Source organism: Allobosea sp. NPDC055594, from assembly GCF_053618995.1.
Window position 1 is genome coordinate 195,367 of sequence record NZ_JBSHIO010000003.1, and the last position, 15,779, is coordinate 211,145.

The 15,779-nt window shown below is 66.2% G+C and carries 12 protein-coding genes; 4 read left to right on the forward strand and 8 right to left on the reverse strand.

Annotation, left to right across the window (positions count from 1 at the left end; genetic code table 11):
• Nucleotides 1-96 precede the first annotated feature (96 nt).
• Nucleotides 97-1,227: a GNAT family N-acetyltransferase gene (locus ACWGRX_RS08090; RefSeq protein ID WP_452117122.1), complete on the forward strand. Its 1,131-nt coding sequence runs from the start codon at nucleotides 97-99 to the stop codon at nucleotides 1,225-1,227.
• Here the strand turns inward: ACWGRX_RS08090 and ACWGRX_RS08095 are convergent.
• The 5 genes from ACWGRX_RS08095 to ACWGRX_RS08115 form a co-directional block, all read right to left on the reverse strand.
• The gene (locus ACWGRX_RS08095) at nucleotides 1,193-2,812 is read right to left on the reverse strand and encodes an acyl-CoA synthetase (protein ID WP_452117123.1); all 1,620 of its coding nucleotides are present in this window, start codon (nucleotides 2,810-2,812) and stop codon (nucleotides 1,193-1,195) included. The two genes, ACWGRX_RS08090 and ACWGRX_RS08095, sit on opposite strands and share 35 nt — an antisense overlap.
• Nucleotides 2,813-2,904: 92 nt before the next feature.
• Nucleotides 2,905-3,675: an ABC transporter permease gene (locus ACWGRX_RS08100; protein WP_452117124.1), complete on the reverse strand. Its 771-nt coding sequence runs from the start codon at nucleotides 3,673-3,675 to the stop codon at nucleotides 2,905-2,907.
• Nucleotides 3,672-4,460 carry an ABC transporter ATP-binding protein gene (locus ACWGRX_RS08105; RefSeq protein WP_291638237.1) on the reverse strand — a complete coding sequence of 263 codons (789 nt, stop codon included), beginning with the start codon at nucleotides 4,458-4,460 and terminating at the stop codon, nucleotides 3,672-3,674. The genes ACWGRX_RS08100 and ACWGRX_RS08105 overlap by 4 nt, the downstream gene beginning before the upstream one ends.
• A gap of 72 nt (nucleotides 4,461-4,532) precedes the next feature.
• Complete coding sequence (locus ACWGRX_RS08110; protein WP_452117125.1) at nucleotides 4,533-5,585, reverse strand: ABC transporter substrate-binding protein; 1,053 nt, start codon at nucleotides 5,583-5,585, stop codon at nucleotides 4,533-4,535.
• A 219-nt stretch (nucleotides 5,586-5,804) separates the two neighbouring features.
• Complete coding sequence (locus ACWGRX_RS08115; RefSeq protein ID WP_083533547.1) at nucleotides 5,805-6,260, reverse strand: Lrp/AsnC ligand binding domain-containing protein; 456 nt, start codon at nucleotides 6,258-6,260, stop codon at nucleotides 5,805-5,807.
• A gap of 156 nt (nucleotides 6,261-6,416) precedes the next feature.
• Between ACWGRX_RS08115 and putA the strand changes: the two genes are divergently transcribed.
• Nucleotides 6,417-9,509: a bifunctional proline dehydrogenase/L-glutamate gamma-semialdehyde dehydrogenase PutA gene (gene putA / locus ACWGRX_RS08120; protein ID WP_452117349.1), complete on the forward strand. Its 3,093-nt coding sequence runs from the start codon at nucleotides 6,417-6,419 to the stop codon at nucleotides 9,507-9,509.
• Nucleotides 9,510-9,688: 179 nt separating this feature from the next.
• Here the strand turns inward: putA and ACWGRX_RS08125 are convergent, their stop codons facing one another.
• The 3 genes from ACWGRX_RS08125 to ACWGRX_RS08135 all read right to left on the reverse strand — a co-directional run bounded on the left by ACWGRX_RS08125 (nucleotide 9,689) and on the right by ACWGRX_RS08135 (nucleotide 12,523).
• Nucleotides 9,689-9,952, reverse strand: a complete 264-nt coding sequence (locus ACWGRX_RS08125; protein ID WP_291638239.1) for a hypothetical protein — start codon at nucleotides 9,950-9,952, stop codon at nucleotides 9,689-9,691.
• 84 nt (nucleotides 9,953-10,036) lie between these two features.
• On the reverse strand, nucleotides 10,037-10,387 hold the full coding sequence (locus tag ACWGRX_RS08130; RefSeq protein WP_452117126.1) for a hypothetical protein: 351 nt from the start codon (nucleotides 10,385-10,387) through the stop codon (nucleotides 10,037-10,039).
• Between the two features lie 1,014 nt (nucleotides 10,388-11,401).
• A complete protein-coding gene (locus ACWGRX_RS08135) occupies nucleotides 11,402-12,523 on the reverse strand; it encodes a hypothetical protein (protein ID WP_452117127.1) in 1,122 nt (373 codons plus the stop codon).
• A 133-nt stretch (nucleotides 12,524-12,656) separates the two neighbouring features.
• Between ACWGRX_RS08135 and ACWGRX_RS08140 the strand changes: the two genes are divergently transcribed.
• Nucleotides 12,657-13,835 carry a phosphoserine transaminase gene (locus ACWGRX_RS08140; protein ID WP_452117128.1) on the forward strand — a complete coding sequence of 393 codons (1,179 nt, stop codon included), beginning with the start codon at nucleotides 12,657-12,659 and terminating at the stop codon, nucleotides 13,833-13,835.
• A gap of 318 nt (nucleotides 13,836-14,153) precedes the next feature.
• Nucleotides 14,154-15,755, forward strand: coding sequence for a phosphoglycerate dehydrogenase (serA, locus tag ACWGRX_RS08145; protein WP_452117129.1), 1,602 nt, complete (start codon nucleotides 14,154-14,156; stop codon nucleotides 15,753-15,755).
• The last annotated feature ends 24 nt before the right edge of the window (nucleotides 15,756-15,779 follow it).

A 15,779-nucleotide genomic window follows, 5' to 3' on the forward strand; every position in this document is an offset into this window, starting at 1 on the left:
CTTGATCCCTGCCAACCAGCCTGCCGCTCTCGCTGTCGCGACGTGCCATTCCGGTACGGAACAGTATCGATCCGGCCTGGCTCCGGAGGCAGGACCATGCCGAACCTCTTCGCCCTGAACACACCGGCCGATGGCCGTCGGCCAGCCGCGCGGGCCGGCACCGGCCATGCCGCGAAGGCAGGCGGCACGCTTCATATCGAGCGCCGCCAGCTTTCTGCCTGCGCCGCGATCGAGGCCGACTGGGCCGCCCTGGCCGCCCGCGCCATCGAACCCAACCCCTTCTACGAGCCCAGCTTCGCGCTGCCGGCGGCACAGCATCTCGTCAGCTTCCGCAATGTCGGCGTGCTGCTGGTCCGGCAGGGCAGACCGGGCGGCACCGGTCGCCTGCTCGGCTTCATCCCGCTTCAGCCCAGCCGCCGCCTGTTCGGCAGCGATGTCCTGACCGGCTGGAACGACGCCCGGCTCGGCAGCGCCGCTCCCCTGATCGACCGCGACGAGCTCGTCCCGGTGCTCGAGGCCGTGCTCGGCATGCGCGGCAGCTGGGGCAGCACCACCTCGAGCGGCCTCCTGCTGCAAGGCATCGATCGCGATGGCGATCTCGCCCAGGCCATCCTGAGGCAGGCGCCCGCAATGGGTTGGGGAGCGAGCCTGGGCGCCGGCACCATGCCGCCATCGCCTCCGGCCGAAGGCGGTCCTGATCTTTCGGCGCTGCGGCATGGGCTCTCCCGCCACGGCGAGCTCGCTCTGGTCGACTCGGCCTCGCGGCAGGAGCTGCGCGACATCGTCGAGATGCTGCTGGCGCTGGAGGCTTCCGGCCCGCGCGCCCGGGCCGGCGCCGCGACCCTGCAGGACATTCGCGAGACCGCCTTCCTGCGCGCCATGACCCGCAATCTCGCCCGCAGCCGACAATGCCGCGCCAGCCTGCTGACGCTGGACGGCCAGCCGATCGCCGGGGCGATTCTACTCGGCAGGGGCAGGCGCCGCTGGCTCTACGCCAGCGCCCAGGACGAACGCTTCGCCAGCTTCGCGCCCTTGGCGCAGCTTCTCGCGCAATTGCGGCGGCGCAGCCATCTCCATGAGCTGTTCGGCGAGATCGCCGGCCAGCACGCGGTCACCGACCGGCTGGCGCTCGCCGAATTGCGGCTGCGGCCGGGAGCGCGCGGCAGCCTCGCGCCGGACCGCCCCGGCGCACTCAGCCGGGCTCGTCGCGCAGCAGCCGCCGGATGATCTTGCCAGTGGTGGTCATCGGCAGCTCGGTCCGGAACTCGATCTCGCGCGGATATTCATGCGCCGCCAGGCGCTGGCGCACGAAACCCTGAATCTCCGAAACCAGTGTTTCCGAGGGCTCCTGGCCGGCGGCCAGCACGACGAAGGCCTTGACGATCTCGGTGCGCAGCGCGTCCGGCTTGCCGACCACCGCCGCCAGCGACACCGCCGGATGGCGCAGCAGGCAATCCTCGATCTCGCCGGGTCCGATCCGGTAGCCCGAGGAGGTGATCACGTCATCATCGCGGCCGACGAAGCGGAAATAGCCTTCCGCATCGCAGAGCCCCTGGTCGCCGGTGGTCATCCAGTCGCCGATGAATTTCGCCGCCGTCGCCTCCGGCTTGTTCCAGTAGCGCAGGAACATCACCGGGTCCGGCCGCCTGACCGCGATCCGGCCCTCCTCCTCCGGCTCGCAGAGGCTGCCATCGGCGCGGATCACCGCGACCTCGTGGCCGGGCACCGCCTTGCCGATGCAGCCGGGCTTGACCACGCCGAGCGCCGCGCTGGAGGCGAGCACGAGATTGCACTCGGTCTGGCCGTAGAACTCGTTGATGGTCAGGCCGAGCTTCTCGCGGCCCCAGGCCAGCGTCTCGGCGCCGAGCGACTCTCCTCCCGAGGCGACGGTGCGCAGCCTGAGATCGTAGCGCCCGCGCGGATTGTCGACCGAGCGCAGCATGCGCAGCGCCGTCGGCGGGATGAAGCTGTTGCGCACGCCGAGCTCGGCCATCAGCCGGAAGGCCTCGTCCGGATCGAACTTCGCCGCCGGCCGCGCCACGATCGGCACGCCGTGATGCAGCGCCGGCATCAGGCAATTGAGCAGGCCGCCGGCCCAGGCCCAGTCGGCCGGCGTCCAGATCAGGTCGCCCGGCTGCGGCAGGAATTCATGCGGCATCTCCACCCCCGGCAGATGCGCCGGCATCACCCGGTGGCCATGCAGCGCGCCCTTGGCGTTGCCGGTGGTGCCGGAGGTGTAGATCATCAGCGCCGGGTCGTCGCGCGAGGTGTCGACCGGGGTGAAATCAGTGCTTTCGGCTTCGAGCGCCTCCGCCAGCCCTTCGGCTCGGCCATCGGCGCCGTCGCTGGAGAGGATCAGGTCGAGTTCCGGCAGCGGCTCCTCGATCTGCGCGAGCTTGGAAAGGCCCGCCGCATTGGTCACCAGCACCTTGGCGCCGCAATCGTTCAGCCGGTAGGACAGCGCATCGGCGCCGAACAAGGCCGCCAGCGGCACGGCGATGGCGCCGAGCTTGTAGGCGGCGAGATGGACGATCGGCACATGCCTTCCCTGCGGCAGCAGGATCGCGACACGGTCGCCGCTGCCGATGCCGCGCCGGCGTAGCGCATTGGCGAGGCGATTCGACTGGGCCCGCAATTCGCCATAGCTCACCGGCGTGACCGACCAGTCCGGATTGAGCTCGATGATCGCCGTCTTGTCGGGCTGGGCCGCGGCCCAGCGGTCGCAGCAATCGACGCCGATATTGTAGCGTTCCGGGATCTGCCAGCGGAAGGCGGCGCGCAGGCGCTCGTAATCGCGGATATCGGGAAGCATCGGCAGACCCTCGGCTAGAGGGCGCGCACGATAGGCAGGCGACGGAGCGCTGTCACCATGGCCAAGTGTCGACCATCGTCTTTGCGCTCCGCTCAGCCCCGTGCCGTCTGCGAGCGCTTGGCCCAGCCGGTCATCCGGTTCTCGACGAAATCGACGACCGCGACCAGCAAGATGCCGAGTACGGCCAGCACGATCAGCGCCGCGAACACCAGCGGCACGTTGAAATCGGCGGAGGCGCGGGTGATCAAATTGCCGATGCCGAGATTGGAGGCGTTCTGCTCGCCGATCACCGAGCCGACATAGGCGAGCGTGATCGAGACCTTCAGCGCCCCGAAGAAATACGGCAGCGAGCGGGGAATGCCGACCTTAGTCATGATGTCGAACCGGCTCGCGCCGAGCGCCTTCAGCACGTCCTCGGTCTCCGGCTCGATCGTCGCGAGGCCGGTCGCGACATTGACCACGATCGGGAAGAACGAGATCACGAAGGCGGTCAGCACCGGTGGCAGCCAGCCGACGCCGAACCAGAGTACCAGGATCGGCACCACCGCGACCTTGGGGATGGCGTTGAAGCCGACGAGCAGCGGGTTGAGCCCGGCCTGGAGCAGGCGCGAGGAGCCGACCAGCAGCCCGACCGCGAGCCCGAACAGGATCGAGAGCCCGAAGCCGGCCGTGGTCATCCAGAGCGTGTGGAAGGCGTTGGTGTAGAGCGGCTTCTGGTACTGCACCAGCGCCGCCCAGATCGCCGAGGGCGGCGGCAGCACGAAGGCCGAGATCGAAAGCGCCCGGCAGGCCGCTTCCCACAGCGCGAAGAAGCCGAGCGTGAACAGATAGGGCGCGAGCCTGAGCCAGATCGAGCGCTTCATGCCGCCGCCCTCGCCTCGCGGATATGGCCGCGCAGCTCGTGGACGATCTCGGCGAATTCCGGCGTGTAGGTGATTTCGAGGTCGCGCGGACGGGCGAAGTCGATCTCGCGCTCGGCGATGATCCTGCCCGGCCGCGCCGACATGCAGAATACCCGATCGGCCAGGAACACCGCCTCGCGCAGATCATGCGTGACGAGGATCACCGTCACGGCGCGCTCAGCCTGCAGATCGCGGATCACGCACCAGAGCTCCTCGCGCGTGAAAGCGTCGAGCGCGCCGAAGGGCTCGTCGAGCATCAGCAGCTTCGGCTCGTGGATCAGCGAGCGGCAGAGCGAGGCGCGCTGTTGCATGCCGCCCGAGAGCTCCCAGGGATATTTCGCGCCCATGCCCTTGAGGCCGACCTTCTCCAGCAGCCCTTCGGCCCGCGCGACATACTCGTCCTTGTTGGCGCGCAGGCGCTGTCGATGCGGCTGCACCACCTCGAGTGGCAGCAGGAGGTTGTCGAGCGTCGTACGCCAGGGCAGCAGCACAGGGTTCTGGAAGGCCATGCCAGTGATCTTGATCGGCTCGGCGACACGCTGGCCAGCCACCGTGACCATGCCGGCCTTCGGCTTCTGCAGGCCCGTCGCGAGCTTCATCAGGGTCGACTTGCCGCAACCGGACGGGCCGACGATCGCGGCGAACTCGCCCTCGCGCACCTTCAGCGACAGGCCGTCGACCGCGGGCGGCCCGTCCCCGCCACCATAGACATGCGTGACCTCGTTCAGTTCGACGAAGGCGGTCAAGGGCGCTCCATGGGCAGCAGAAAAGGAGCCGGCCTCCCCTTCACCGGGAAGGCCGGATGCAGCGCGGGAAGCTCAGAGCTTCCGCTCGGGCTCGGCCGGCAGGAAGCTGTCGACGAAGGCCTCGCCCGCCTTGGCCTTGTCCTTGAAGGTGAAGGTCAGACCGATCTGGTCGAGCGCCGTCGCCCAACGCGCCTTGTCGATGCCGCCGACGCCATTGGCCTTGACCCAGGGCGTCACCACGTTCTGCTCCAGCGTCATCTTCAGGCGCTCGAGCTCGACCTCCTGCTTGGCGACATCGTTACGCTTGATCACCAGCTGCGCGCCGAGCTCGGGATTGGCGACGGTGTCGCGGATACCCTTGGTGATCGCCCGCAGCAGGCCGCGCAGCGCCTCCGGCTTTTCCGCCATGAACTTCGGCGAGGCCATCACGACATTGCCGTAGAGCTCGACACCGTAATCCGACATCAGCATGGTGACGATGTCGTCGACCGGCACGCCGCGCGACTTCAGGTTGATGTAGGAGGAATTGGCGAAGCCGAAGACGGCGTCGACCTCGCCCGAAGCGAGCATCGGCTCGCGCACCGGGAAGCCGACATTCTCCATCCGCATCTTGCTGTCGTCGAGCTTGTTGACCGTCTTGAAGATCGGCCATTGCGCGAAGGCGGCGTCGGCTGCCGGGGCGCCGAACTTCTTGCCTTCGAGGCTCTTCACATCGCTGGTGATGCCACGGCTCTTGCGGCCGACGATGGCGAAGGGCGGACGGTCATAGACCATCATCACCGCTTTGAGATCGACGGTCGGATTCTCGTCGCGGAAGCGGATCAGCGAGTTCACGTCGCCGAAGCCGACATCATAGGTGCCCGAGGCGACACGCGGGATCGCCTCGCGCGAGCCATTGCCGGTGTCGATGGTGACGTCGAGCCCCTCGGCTTTGAAATAGCCCTTCTCCTGCGCCATCAGGAACAGAGCCGCCGGCCCCTCGAAGCGCCAGTCGAGCGTGAAGCGCACCGCGGTCTGCGCCGCGGCCGGGCCGCTTCCGAGCCCCGCCACGACCAGGCCGAGCACGCCCGCCAGCCCGGCCAGACGCCGGCGTGAAAGGGAGCTGTGGACTTTAGTCGTAGACATCTGGGACTCCGGAATGGGGCGCGAGAGGAGCGAGGGCGGGAAATTGGTTCCGGCGACGACGAGCAAGGCCCGTGCCGCAGAGCAGGCAGCTTCAAACTGGCGCAATGTCCATCTGCGTCAAGCCGATCCGATGAAAATTCATGCAGCGCGGCAAACAAGTCGCGCAAATTTCCAGCAGCCCGGCTCGGGCGCGCCCAATCGCGGTCAGGACACGGCCGGTCAGAGCGGCAGAGCGCCGTCGGTCTTGACCTCTTCCATCACGGCATAGGTCCGCGTCTCGCGCACCGCCGGCAGCGCCAGCAGCACCTCGCCGAGGAAGCGGCGATAGGCGTTCATGTCGGCCACTCTGGTCTTGACGAGGTAGTCGAAACCGCCGGCAACCATATGGCATTCCAACACCTCGGGCGCCCGCTTCACCGCATTGGCGAAGCGCTCGAAGGCGTCGGGCGTCGTCTTGTCGAGATAGACCTCGACGAAGACCAAAAGATGCAGGCCGAGCTTCACCGGATCGAGCGTCGCGCGGTAGCCGGTGATGTAGCCCTCACGCGTCAATCGCTTCAGGCGCTCGCCCGTCGCCGTCGGCGACAGACCGACCGCTTCGGCGAGTTCGACGCCGGCGGCGCGGCCATCATTCTGCAACATCGCCAGCAGGCGGCGATCGGTTCGATCCAGCACGGGATAATTTCCTGAAACTATTCCTCTATCCTGGACTTTATACAGCCGGAGCGCGAACATATCCATTGATATCCGGCGAGATAGCCATGATCCTTCAGATCATCCCGCATTCGCCTCTCCGGAGTCCCCGCCATGGCCGCCTCTGCCCCGCGACCGATCGACAGCACCGCGCCCCTCTTCCACGCGCCCTATGCCGAGGATGACGGAGCCATCGCCGGGCGCCTGCTCGCCGGCTCCAGGCGCGAACCGGCCGCCAAGGCCCGTATCGACGCCCGCGCCAGCGGGCTGATCGAGGCCATCCGGACCCGCAAGGTCGGCCTCGGCGGCATCGAGGAATTGCTGCGCGAGTACTCGCTCTCGACCAAGGAGGGCCTCGCTCTGATGGTCCTGGCCGAAGCCCTGCTGCGCGTGCCCGACGCCGCCACCGCCGACCGGCTGATCGAGGACAAGCTCGGCCAGGGCGACTTCGCCCATCATGAATCGAAATCCGACGCCTTCCTGATCTCGGCCTCGTCCTGGGCGCTCGGCCTCACCGCCCGCATCATCCAGCCCGGCGAGACCCCGACCAGCATCATCGGCAACCTCTCCAAGCGCCTCGGCCTGCCCGCCGTGCGCACCGCGACGCGCCAGGCGATGCGGGTGATGGGCAATCATTTCGTGCTTGGCCAGACCATCGAGGAGGCGCTGAAGCGCGCTCGCTCCGGCTCGGGCAAGCTTTATCGCTACTCCTTCGACATGCTGGGCGAGGGCGCCCGCACGCAAGGAGACGCCGACCGCTATTACGCCTCCTATGCCGCCGCGATCGAGGCGATCGGCCGCTCGGCCGGCAATGACAAGCTGCCGAACCGCCCGGGCATCTCGGTCAAGCTCTCGGCTCTGCATCCGCGCTATGACGCGACCAATCGCGAGCGCGTGCTCGTCGAGCTCACCCCGAAGGTGATCGAGCTCGCCCGCCAGGCCAAGAAATACGATCTCAACTTCACCGTCGACGCCGAGGAGGCCGACCGGCTCGAGCTCTCGCTCGACGTCATCGACGCCGTGCTGGCCGATGCCTCGCTCGCCGGCTGGGACGGCTTCGGCCTCGCCATCCAGGCCTATCAGAAGCGCGCCAGCGCGGTGATCGCCCATATCGCGGCGCTGGCCGAGTTCCACGACCGGCGCATGATGGTGCGCCTGGTCAAGGGCGCCTATTGGGACACCGAGCTGAAGCGCGCCCAGGAGCGCGGCCTGCCCGACTATCCGGTCTTCACCCGCAAGGCGATGACCGACCTGAACTACGAGGCCTGCGCCAGGCAGCTGCTGGCCCTGCGCCCGCGCATCATCCCGCAGTTCGCCACCCATAACGCGCTGACCGTCGCGACCGTCGCCGAGCTCGCCGGCGACACCGAGAACTTCGAGTTCCAGCGCCTGCACGGCATGGGCGAGGCGCTCTATGAGCGCCTGCTGCAGGAGAATTCCGGCTTCGCCTGCCGGACCTATGCGCCGGTCGGCGGCCATCAGGACCTGCTCGCCTATCTCGTGCGCCGCCTGCTCGAGAACGGCGCCAACTCCTCCTTCGTCTCGGTCTCCGGCGATCCCGACGTGCCGGTCTCGGAGCTGCTCGTGCCGCCGGCCGACATCATCGGCACGCCCGGCGCCGCCCGCCATCGCCGCATCCCGCTGCCGGCTGATCTCTTCGGCCCATCCCGCAAGAACTCGGCCGGCGTCGAGCTCGGCGATGCCGCGAGCCTGGAGGCGCTGCTCGCCGAGATCGGCCGCGCCACCGCCAAGCCCTTCGCGGAGGCGAGCGCCGTGATCGACGGCAAGCCCGTCGCCGGCAACCGGCGCGAGCTGAGCTCGCCGATCGACGCAAGGCCGATCGGCCATGTCGTCGAGGCGAACGAGGCCGCCGCCGCCCAGGCGGTGCTCGCCGCCAAGGCCGGCTTCCCGACCTGGAACGCGACGCCGGCCCGGATCCGCGCCGCGGCGCTGCGCCAGGCGGCCGAGCTGATGGAGGCCCGCCGCGGCCCGATCCTCGCTCTGCTCCAGGCCGAGGCCGGCAAGACGCTGGACGACGCCATCGCGGAACTCCGCGAAGCCGTCGACTTCCTGCGCTATTACGCCGCCGAGGCCGAGACGAAGTTCGCGGTGCCGACCGCCCTGCCAGGCCCGACCGGCGAGGAGAACCGCCTCGTCCTGCGCGGCCGCGGGCCCTTCATCTGCATCGCGCCCTGGAACTTCCCGCTCGCCATCTTCACCGGCCAGGTCGCGGCCGCGCTGGTCACCGGCAACAGCGTCGTCGCCAAGCCGGCGCCGCAGACCCCGCTGATCGCCAGCCTCGCCATCGCCATCCTGCACGAGGCCGGCGTGCCGAAATCGGCGCTGCACCTCACCCCCGGCGACGGCAAGCTCGGCGCCGCCCTCGTTTCCCATCCCGACGTCGCCGGCGTCGCCTTCACCGGCTCGACCGCGACGGCCCGCGCCATCAACCGGGCGCTCGCCGCCAAGGACGGGCCGATCGTCCCGCTGATCGCCGAGACCGGCGGGCTCAACGCCATGATCGTCGACGCGACCGCCCTCGCCGAGCAGGTCGCCGACGATGTGGTGATGTCGGCCTTCCGCTCGGCCGGCCAGCGCTGCTCGGCGCTGCGCCTCCTGGTCGTGCAGGAGGACGTCGCCGACAAGATGGTCGAGATGATCGAGGGCGCCGCCAGCGTGCTCAGGCTCGGCGACCCCCGCGAGATCGAGACCCATGTCGGCCCGGTGATCGACGCCACCGCCAAGCAGCGGCTCGATGCCCATATCGCGGCGATGCAGGCCGAGGGCCGCGTCGCCTATGCCGGCGCGGTACCGTCGCTCGGCGGCACCTTCGTCGCCCCGCACATCATCCGGCTCGACAAGGTCTCCGACCTCACCGCCGAGCATTTTGGCCCGGTGCTGCATGTCGTGCGCTGGAAGGCGGGCGAGCTCGACAAGGTGATCGAGGCGATCGAGGCCACCGGCTACGGCCTGACGCTCGGCGTGCATTCGCGCATCGAGACCACGGTCGAGCGCGTCACGCAAAAACTCTCGACCGGCAATATCTACGTCAACCGCAACATCATCGGCGCGGTCGTCGGCGTGCAGCCCTTCGGCGGCCACGGCCTGTCGGGCACCGGCCCCAAGGCCGGCGGGCCGAACTATCTCGCCCGCTTCGCCACCGAGCAGACGGTGACGATCAACACCGCGGCAGCCGGCGGCAACGCCTCGCTGATCGCGATGGGGGAATAGCCCTTCCCTTCTCCCCTTGCGGGAGAAGGTGGCTCGGCGAAGCCGAGACGGATGAGGGGTCGCTCGCCCCTTATCCGGCATCGCCAGCGGCGGGGCGCCGATCTCGCCGCGTTGCGCGCCCCCTCACCCCATCCCTCTCCCGCAAGGGGAGAGGGAGCTATCACCCCGCCTCCCGCGCCCTACTCCGCTCCCCTGGCCGCCGCCTGCTTCAGCCGCGCCAGCGCCTCCTCGGCGCCGGCCTTGACCTGGATGTCCTTCGAGGCGGCTTCCAGTTCGATCCGGGCGAGCAGCGCCGCGACATCGGGCACCTGGCCTTCCGCCGCGAGCTTCAGCACGGCGTTGGCGAGCACGTTCGGCCAATAGGCCGCGCCGCCCTTGGCCAGCCCCTTGGCCTTGCGGCCCTCGAATTCCTTGGTGAGCTGCTCGGGGGTCTTCCTGGCCATGGCGGCGCCTTCCGTGAATCGTCTGTCGCGGCGAGTTTAGCGCAACCGCCCCCGGAATGGGCGCGGCAAGCGCAGTCCGGCCATCTACCACGCGCCGCGCCGCGCGATCGCCTCGATCTGCGCCTTGTGCCGGGCGATACGCCGCTCGGCCTCGTACCAGGCCTCGTCCGGGGAAGCTCCTGCGAGGCGCAGAACCAGCGCTTCCTTCAAGGTCGCGCGCTCTTCGTCGCTGAAGCCGGTCCGCAGGAAGGTGAAGGCGCATTGCTCGCCATGCGGCCCGACACAGGCCTGCGCCCGCCGGCATTCCGGCATCTGGCAGAAATAGCGCCAGGCCTCCAGCTTCGTCGCGATGCTCCGCAGCATAATCGGGCGCTCGCGCTCATGGCGCTGGAACTCCTCGCGCGTCGCGCCGCGATGGTCGGGATTGCGGGGCATGGGGTGTCCTCCGATTGGCTCCCAGCAAGGAGTGGGAAGCGCGCCGCTTCCCTTCTCCCCTTGCGGGAGAAGGTGGCGCGCAGCGCCGGATGAGGGGTCACGCTACGCTTTCCGATATCGGCCGCAGGTAGAAAGCTAGTCCCGTCAGGTCGCGAGACCCCTCACCCCACCCTCTCCCGCAAGGGAAGAGGGAGCAGGTCGCGCCTCCCGCGCCCAAACGCCGTCCCCGCCCGCAGGCTCCCCTGCGGGCGTTGTCGTAAATGAGGGGCAGCGGAGCGCCGCGAGGCGCGGGTTTGGTATCCGCTTCCATTGAGCCGGAAGCGGCGCGGATGGATCCCCATCCGCACGCCCCGTGGCGCTCCGCTCAGCGGCGATTTGAAAACTCCGGGCCGCGCTTCCATCGCGCCGGCTTGTGCAGCCGGCGCAGTCTAGCGAGCTCCTCGCGCAGGGATCGTAGTGTCCCCAGGTCGGTTCCCGAAGCCTCCCGGGAGCGAGGCGCAACCCTCGCCCGCAGGCGCCGCACCCACCCCGCCAATCAGCGTGCCTCCGGTCGGCCGCCCCTCGGGGATGGGATGCGGGGGATTATGCGGGAGGTTCCGATGGCGGGGATGCTTGGAAATGCGATAGCCCCACCGGAACGAGAGAGGCCTTGCCAAACGGTGAAACGCTAGTTGTGATTGGCGGCCGGAAAACTCACGCACCGGCCACATCAATCACTATTGCCTCTGAAGGAACCCTGCAAATTGAGCATGCCGCTTAAGTGTTGTCGCGACCGACTGACAAATAGTCGACGGCATTGTATTTTCCGGCGAAAATGCCTTTAGTTCAATTATCACATTTGGAGGAGCTATTGGACTACGGTTAATTAAAATGTCAGCCCTAACTTTACTATATTTTGATGAAATTTGCTGCTCGTAATCTGCAGTTACCCCCAAAGAGCTGAGGCATTTCGCAATACGCCTACCGAGTTGAGTAGGTTGATTGGTAACCGTCGAATACCAATCCCTCGCCTCATCAGCTCGATTCGCGCTCTCGCAGAGGCGCAAAATTATCTGGATTCCATTTCCCAGAAACAATTGAAAAAAAGTGCGTATTTTCAAACCTATCTAGGTAACTCTGCCCGGGAGAAAAGTCATTATTTTCGAGATCTCGACAAAGTGGATGCAAATCCGCAGCCGCAATAGGAACCAATCTCATATCAAAATATAAGCGCGCCCTATTATACTCCCTAACCGGCAGCTGCTGCTGGTCCTCAGAATTCATTTGCCTGTACCAGGCATTCCAATCCAATTTGTAGCCCTGCCTTGCATCCGTGAACTGCTGGACACGCGATATGCGCAGACCGTCAGTCACAGGCCAAAGCATCACCACCGTATAAGTAGAAAGATCGTGCAAAGCCGAAACATAACTAGAAAGCCTTACACCGACTCTTTCTATAGCACTTCCAATAGTTGGTTCGCTATCACTAATCTCAGCCATATCCCTTTCTAGAATCTCAAAATCAGATAACGTCTTATCTTGATTATGAAACTGAAAAGTCTCCTCGATAATCGGAGGCCAGTTATTACTGCTAATTCCCTCCAATTCAAAATCAGAGGAAATAAGTATCCTTTGATTTCTCGATGTCGCCGACGAAAGATCGCTTTGAAATTCTCGACTTGTCGTCAACCAGATAAATAGAACACTGCCGAGACCACCCCTACTGCGGTCCATTATACTAATCGCCTCGACGAACGCCGACGGAATAGCAGTCCTCTGGGCAGCAACCTCTTCGTACTGATCAATAACAGCTACGATCTTTCGGCCACGAGCCTCCTTCTTCATCTTCTCAAGAGAGTCTCCTAAACTCGCAGGATCATCAATAGCAGATCGCGGAAGCTGACTTACAAAAAGATCCGGAAGATGAGTTCCAATCTCAAGAGTTGCGGATGTTTTTCCACTGCCGCTTTTTCCAAAAATGGGAAGAAATCTAATACCGCCGCTAATATCCATTGAGGTAAACGCTTGCTTAACCAATGCAAGTAGCGGCTGATTTGGCTTCAATCTACCTCTAAAAGCAGTATCCAAATCCTCATATCTGGATGGCAATCGTAGCGACAATCGAATCTCCATTAAAAAAGGCTTGACTACGAGCATTGCACAATTTTTACGCAACGCAACCCTCCACGCGCCGCCCCTCCCTTGACTCCCCCCGCCCCTCCATCCTACCCCCGTCGACGGGACACGCCTCCCCACCGAGGCGCGCCCATCTGCAAGGATGGAGACATCGATGGCGAATACCGTACCGAGCACGCGCCCGCGCGTGCCCAATTTCTCGTCCGGCCCCTGCGCCAAGCGCCCCGGCTGGAGCCTCAAAGCCCTCTCTGACGCGCCGCTCGGCCGCTCGCACCGCGCCAAGATCGGCAAGGACAAGCTTAAGCTCGCGATCGACCTGACCCGCGAAGTGCTGCAGGTCCCGGCCGATTACCGCATCGGCATCGTGCCCGCTTCCGACACCGGCGCCATGGAAATGGCGATGTGGTCAATGCTCGGCGCGCGCGGCGTCGACATGCTGGCCTGGGAGAGCTTTGGCTCCGGCTGGATCACCGATGTCGTCAAGCAGCTCAAGCTGCAGGATGTCCGCCTGTTCGAGGCGCCCTATGGCGAGCTGCCGAACCTGAAGAAGGTCGACACCAGGAATCGCGACGTCGTCTTCACCTGGAACGGCACCACCTCCGGCGTGCGCGTCGCCGACGCCAGCTGGATCGCCGACGACCGCGAAGGCCTGACGATCTGCGACGCGACCTCGGCCGCCTTCGCCCAGCGCCTCGATTGGCAAAAACTCGATGTCGTCACCTTCTCCTGGCAGAAGGTGCTCGGCGGCGAAGGCGCGCACGGCATGATCATCCTCTCGCCGCGCGCCGTCGAACGGCTCGTGACCTACAAGCCGGCCTGGCCGCTGCCGAAGGTGTTCCGCATGACCTCGGGCGGCAAGCTCTCCGAGGGCATCTTCGTCGGCGAGACGATCAACACCCCGTCCATGCTCTGCGTCGAGGACTATGTCGACGCGCTCAACTGGGCGAAGAAGGTCGGCGGGCTCGACGGGCTGGTGAAGCGCGCCGAGGGCAATGCTCGCGTCATCGCCAAGTTCGTGCGCGAGAACGACTGGATCGACTTCCTCGCGGTCAAGCCGAAGACGCGCTCGAACACCTCGGTGTGCCTGAAGTTCACCGACCCGGCCGTGACCGCGCTGCCGGCCGACCAGCAGGCGGCCTTCGCCAAGCAGGTGGTGTCGATCATCGAGAAGGCCGGCGCCGGCTACGATCTCGGCCATTACCGCGACGCCCCTCCCGGCCTGCGCATCTGGTGCGGCGCCACCGTCCAGAGCCGCGACCTCAAGGCGCTGCTGCCCTGGATCACCTATGCCTTCAACGAGGCCAAGGCCGGCCTCGGCAAGAAGGCGGCCTGAGGCGCTTCGCCCTGTCATTCCGGGGCGCGGGCTTTGGCCCGCGAACCCGGAACCCACGACCGGGCGAGCCCTCGCCACCGCTTCATCCAGAGTATTTTCGAGCGAAGTGGACACCGGTTCGCGTGAAGAAAATACGATAAAACAAAAACTTGGAGCAGTTTCACGAGAATCGCGAAACCGCTCCAGAACCGCAGCGTCGTACCCCGTCATGGGTTCCGGGTTCGGCTTCGCCGCCCCGGAATGACAGGCGGGGCGCCCTCCCCCTTCCCAGCGCCGAAACGCTCCTCGTGCAGTGCGGCGCAGCCGGAGCCATCCCCGATGACCGCTCAGAATCCCAAGCCCCGCGTCCTGATCTCCGACGCCCTCTCCCCCGCCGCCGTGCAGATCTTTCGGGATCGCGGCATCGACGTGACCTTCGATCCCGCCCTCGGCAAGGACAAGGACAAGCTCGCCGCCGTGATCGGCGACTATGACGGCCTCGCCATCCGCTCGGCGACCAAGGCCACCGCAAAGCTGCTCGCCGAGGCGAAGAACCTGAAGGTGATCGGCCGCGCCGGCATCGGCGTCGACAATGTCGAGATCCCGGCCGCCACGGCGCGCGGCATCATCGTGATGAACACGCCCTTCGGCAATTCGATCACCACCGCCGAGCACGCCATCGCCATGATGTTCGCGCTCGCCCGCCAGATCCCGGCCGCCGACCTGTCGACCCAGGCCGGGAAGTGGGAGAAGAACCGCTTCATGGGCGTCGAGATCACCGCCAAGACGCTCGGCCTGATCGGCTGCGGCAATATCGGCTCGATCGTAGCCGAGCGCGCCATCGGCCTGAAGATGCGCGTCATCGCCTTCGACCCCTATCTCTCGCCGGAACGCGCCGTGCAGCTGGGCGTCGAGAAGGTCGAGCTCGACGAGCTCCTGAAGCGCGCCGACTTCATCACCCTCCACGTCCCGATGACCGAGAAGACCAAGAACATCCTCTCGGCCGAGAACCTCGCCAAGACCAAGAAGGGCGTGCGCATCATCAACTGCGCCCGCGGCGGCCTCGTCGACGAGGCAGCGCTGGCCGAGCTGATCAAGTCCGGCCATGTCGCCGGCGCCGCCTTCGACGTGTTCTCGGCCGAGCCCGCCGAGACGAACCCGCTCTTCGGTCTGGACAATGTCGTCTGCACGCCGCATCTCGGCGCGAGCACCAACGAGGCGCAGGAGAACGTCGCCCTGCAGGTCGCCGAGCAGATGAGCGACTATCTGCTCAAGGGCGCGATCACCAATGCGGTGAACTTCCCCTCGATCTCGGCCGAGGAAGCGCCGCGGATCAAGCCCTTCGTCGACCTCGCCGAGAAGCTCGGCTCCTTCCTCGGCCAGCTCACCGAGGCGCAGGTCAAGGGCATCCGCATCGAATACGAAGGCGCGGTCGCCAAGCTGAACCTGAAGGCGATCTCGGCCGCCGCCATCACCGGCGTGCTGCGCCCCTTCCTGCCGGAGATCAACATGGTCAACGCGACCATGATCGCCAAGGAGAAGGGCATCGTCGTCGAGGAGCTGACCCGCGAGGTCGCCGGCAATCTCGAAAGCGTCATCCGCATCGTCGTCGAGGCGCAAGACATGCCGCGCCACGCCTCCGGCACCGTCTTCCATGACGGCAAGCCGCGCATCATCGAGATCCGCGACATCCAGGTCGACGCCGAATTCGCGCCGCACATGCTCTATGTCCGCAATGCCGACAAGCCGGGCTTTATCGGCCAGTTCGGCTCCGTGCTCGGCGAGGCCGGCGTCAATGTCGCGACCTTCAATCTCGGCCGCGACAAGCCGGGCGGCGACGCGATCTGCTATGTCGCCGTCGACGACGCGATCTCGGACGAGCTGCTCGCCCGGATCCACGAGATCCCGATGGTCAAGCGGGCCCGCCGCCTGAAGTTCTGACGGCTGCCAGCACTGCGCCCAAAC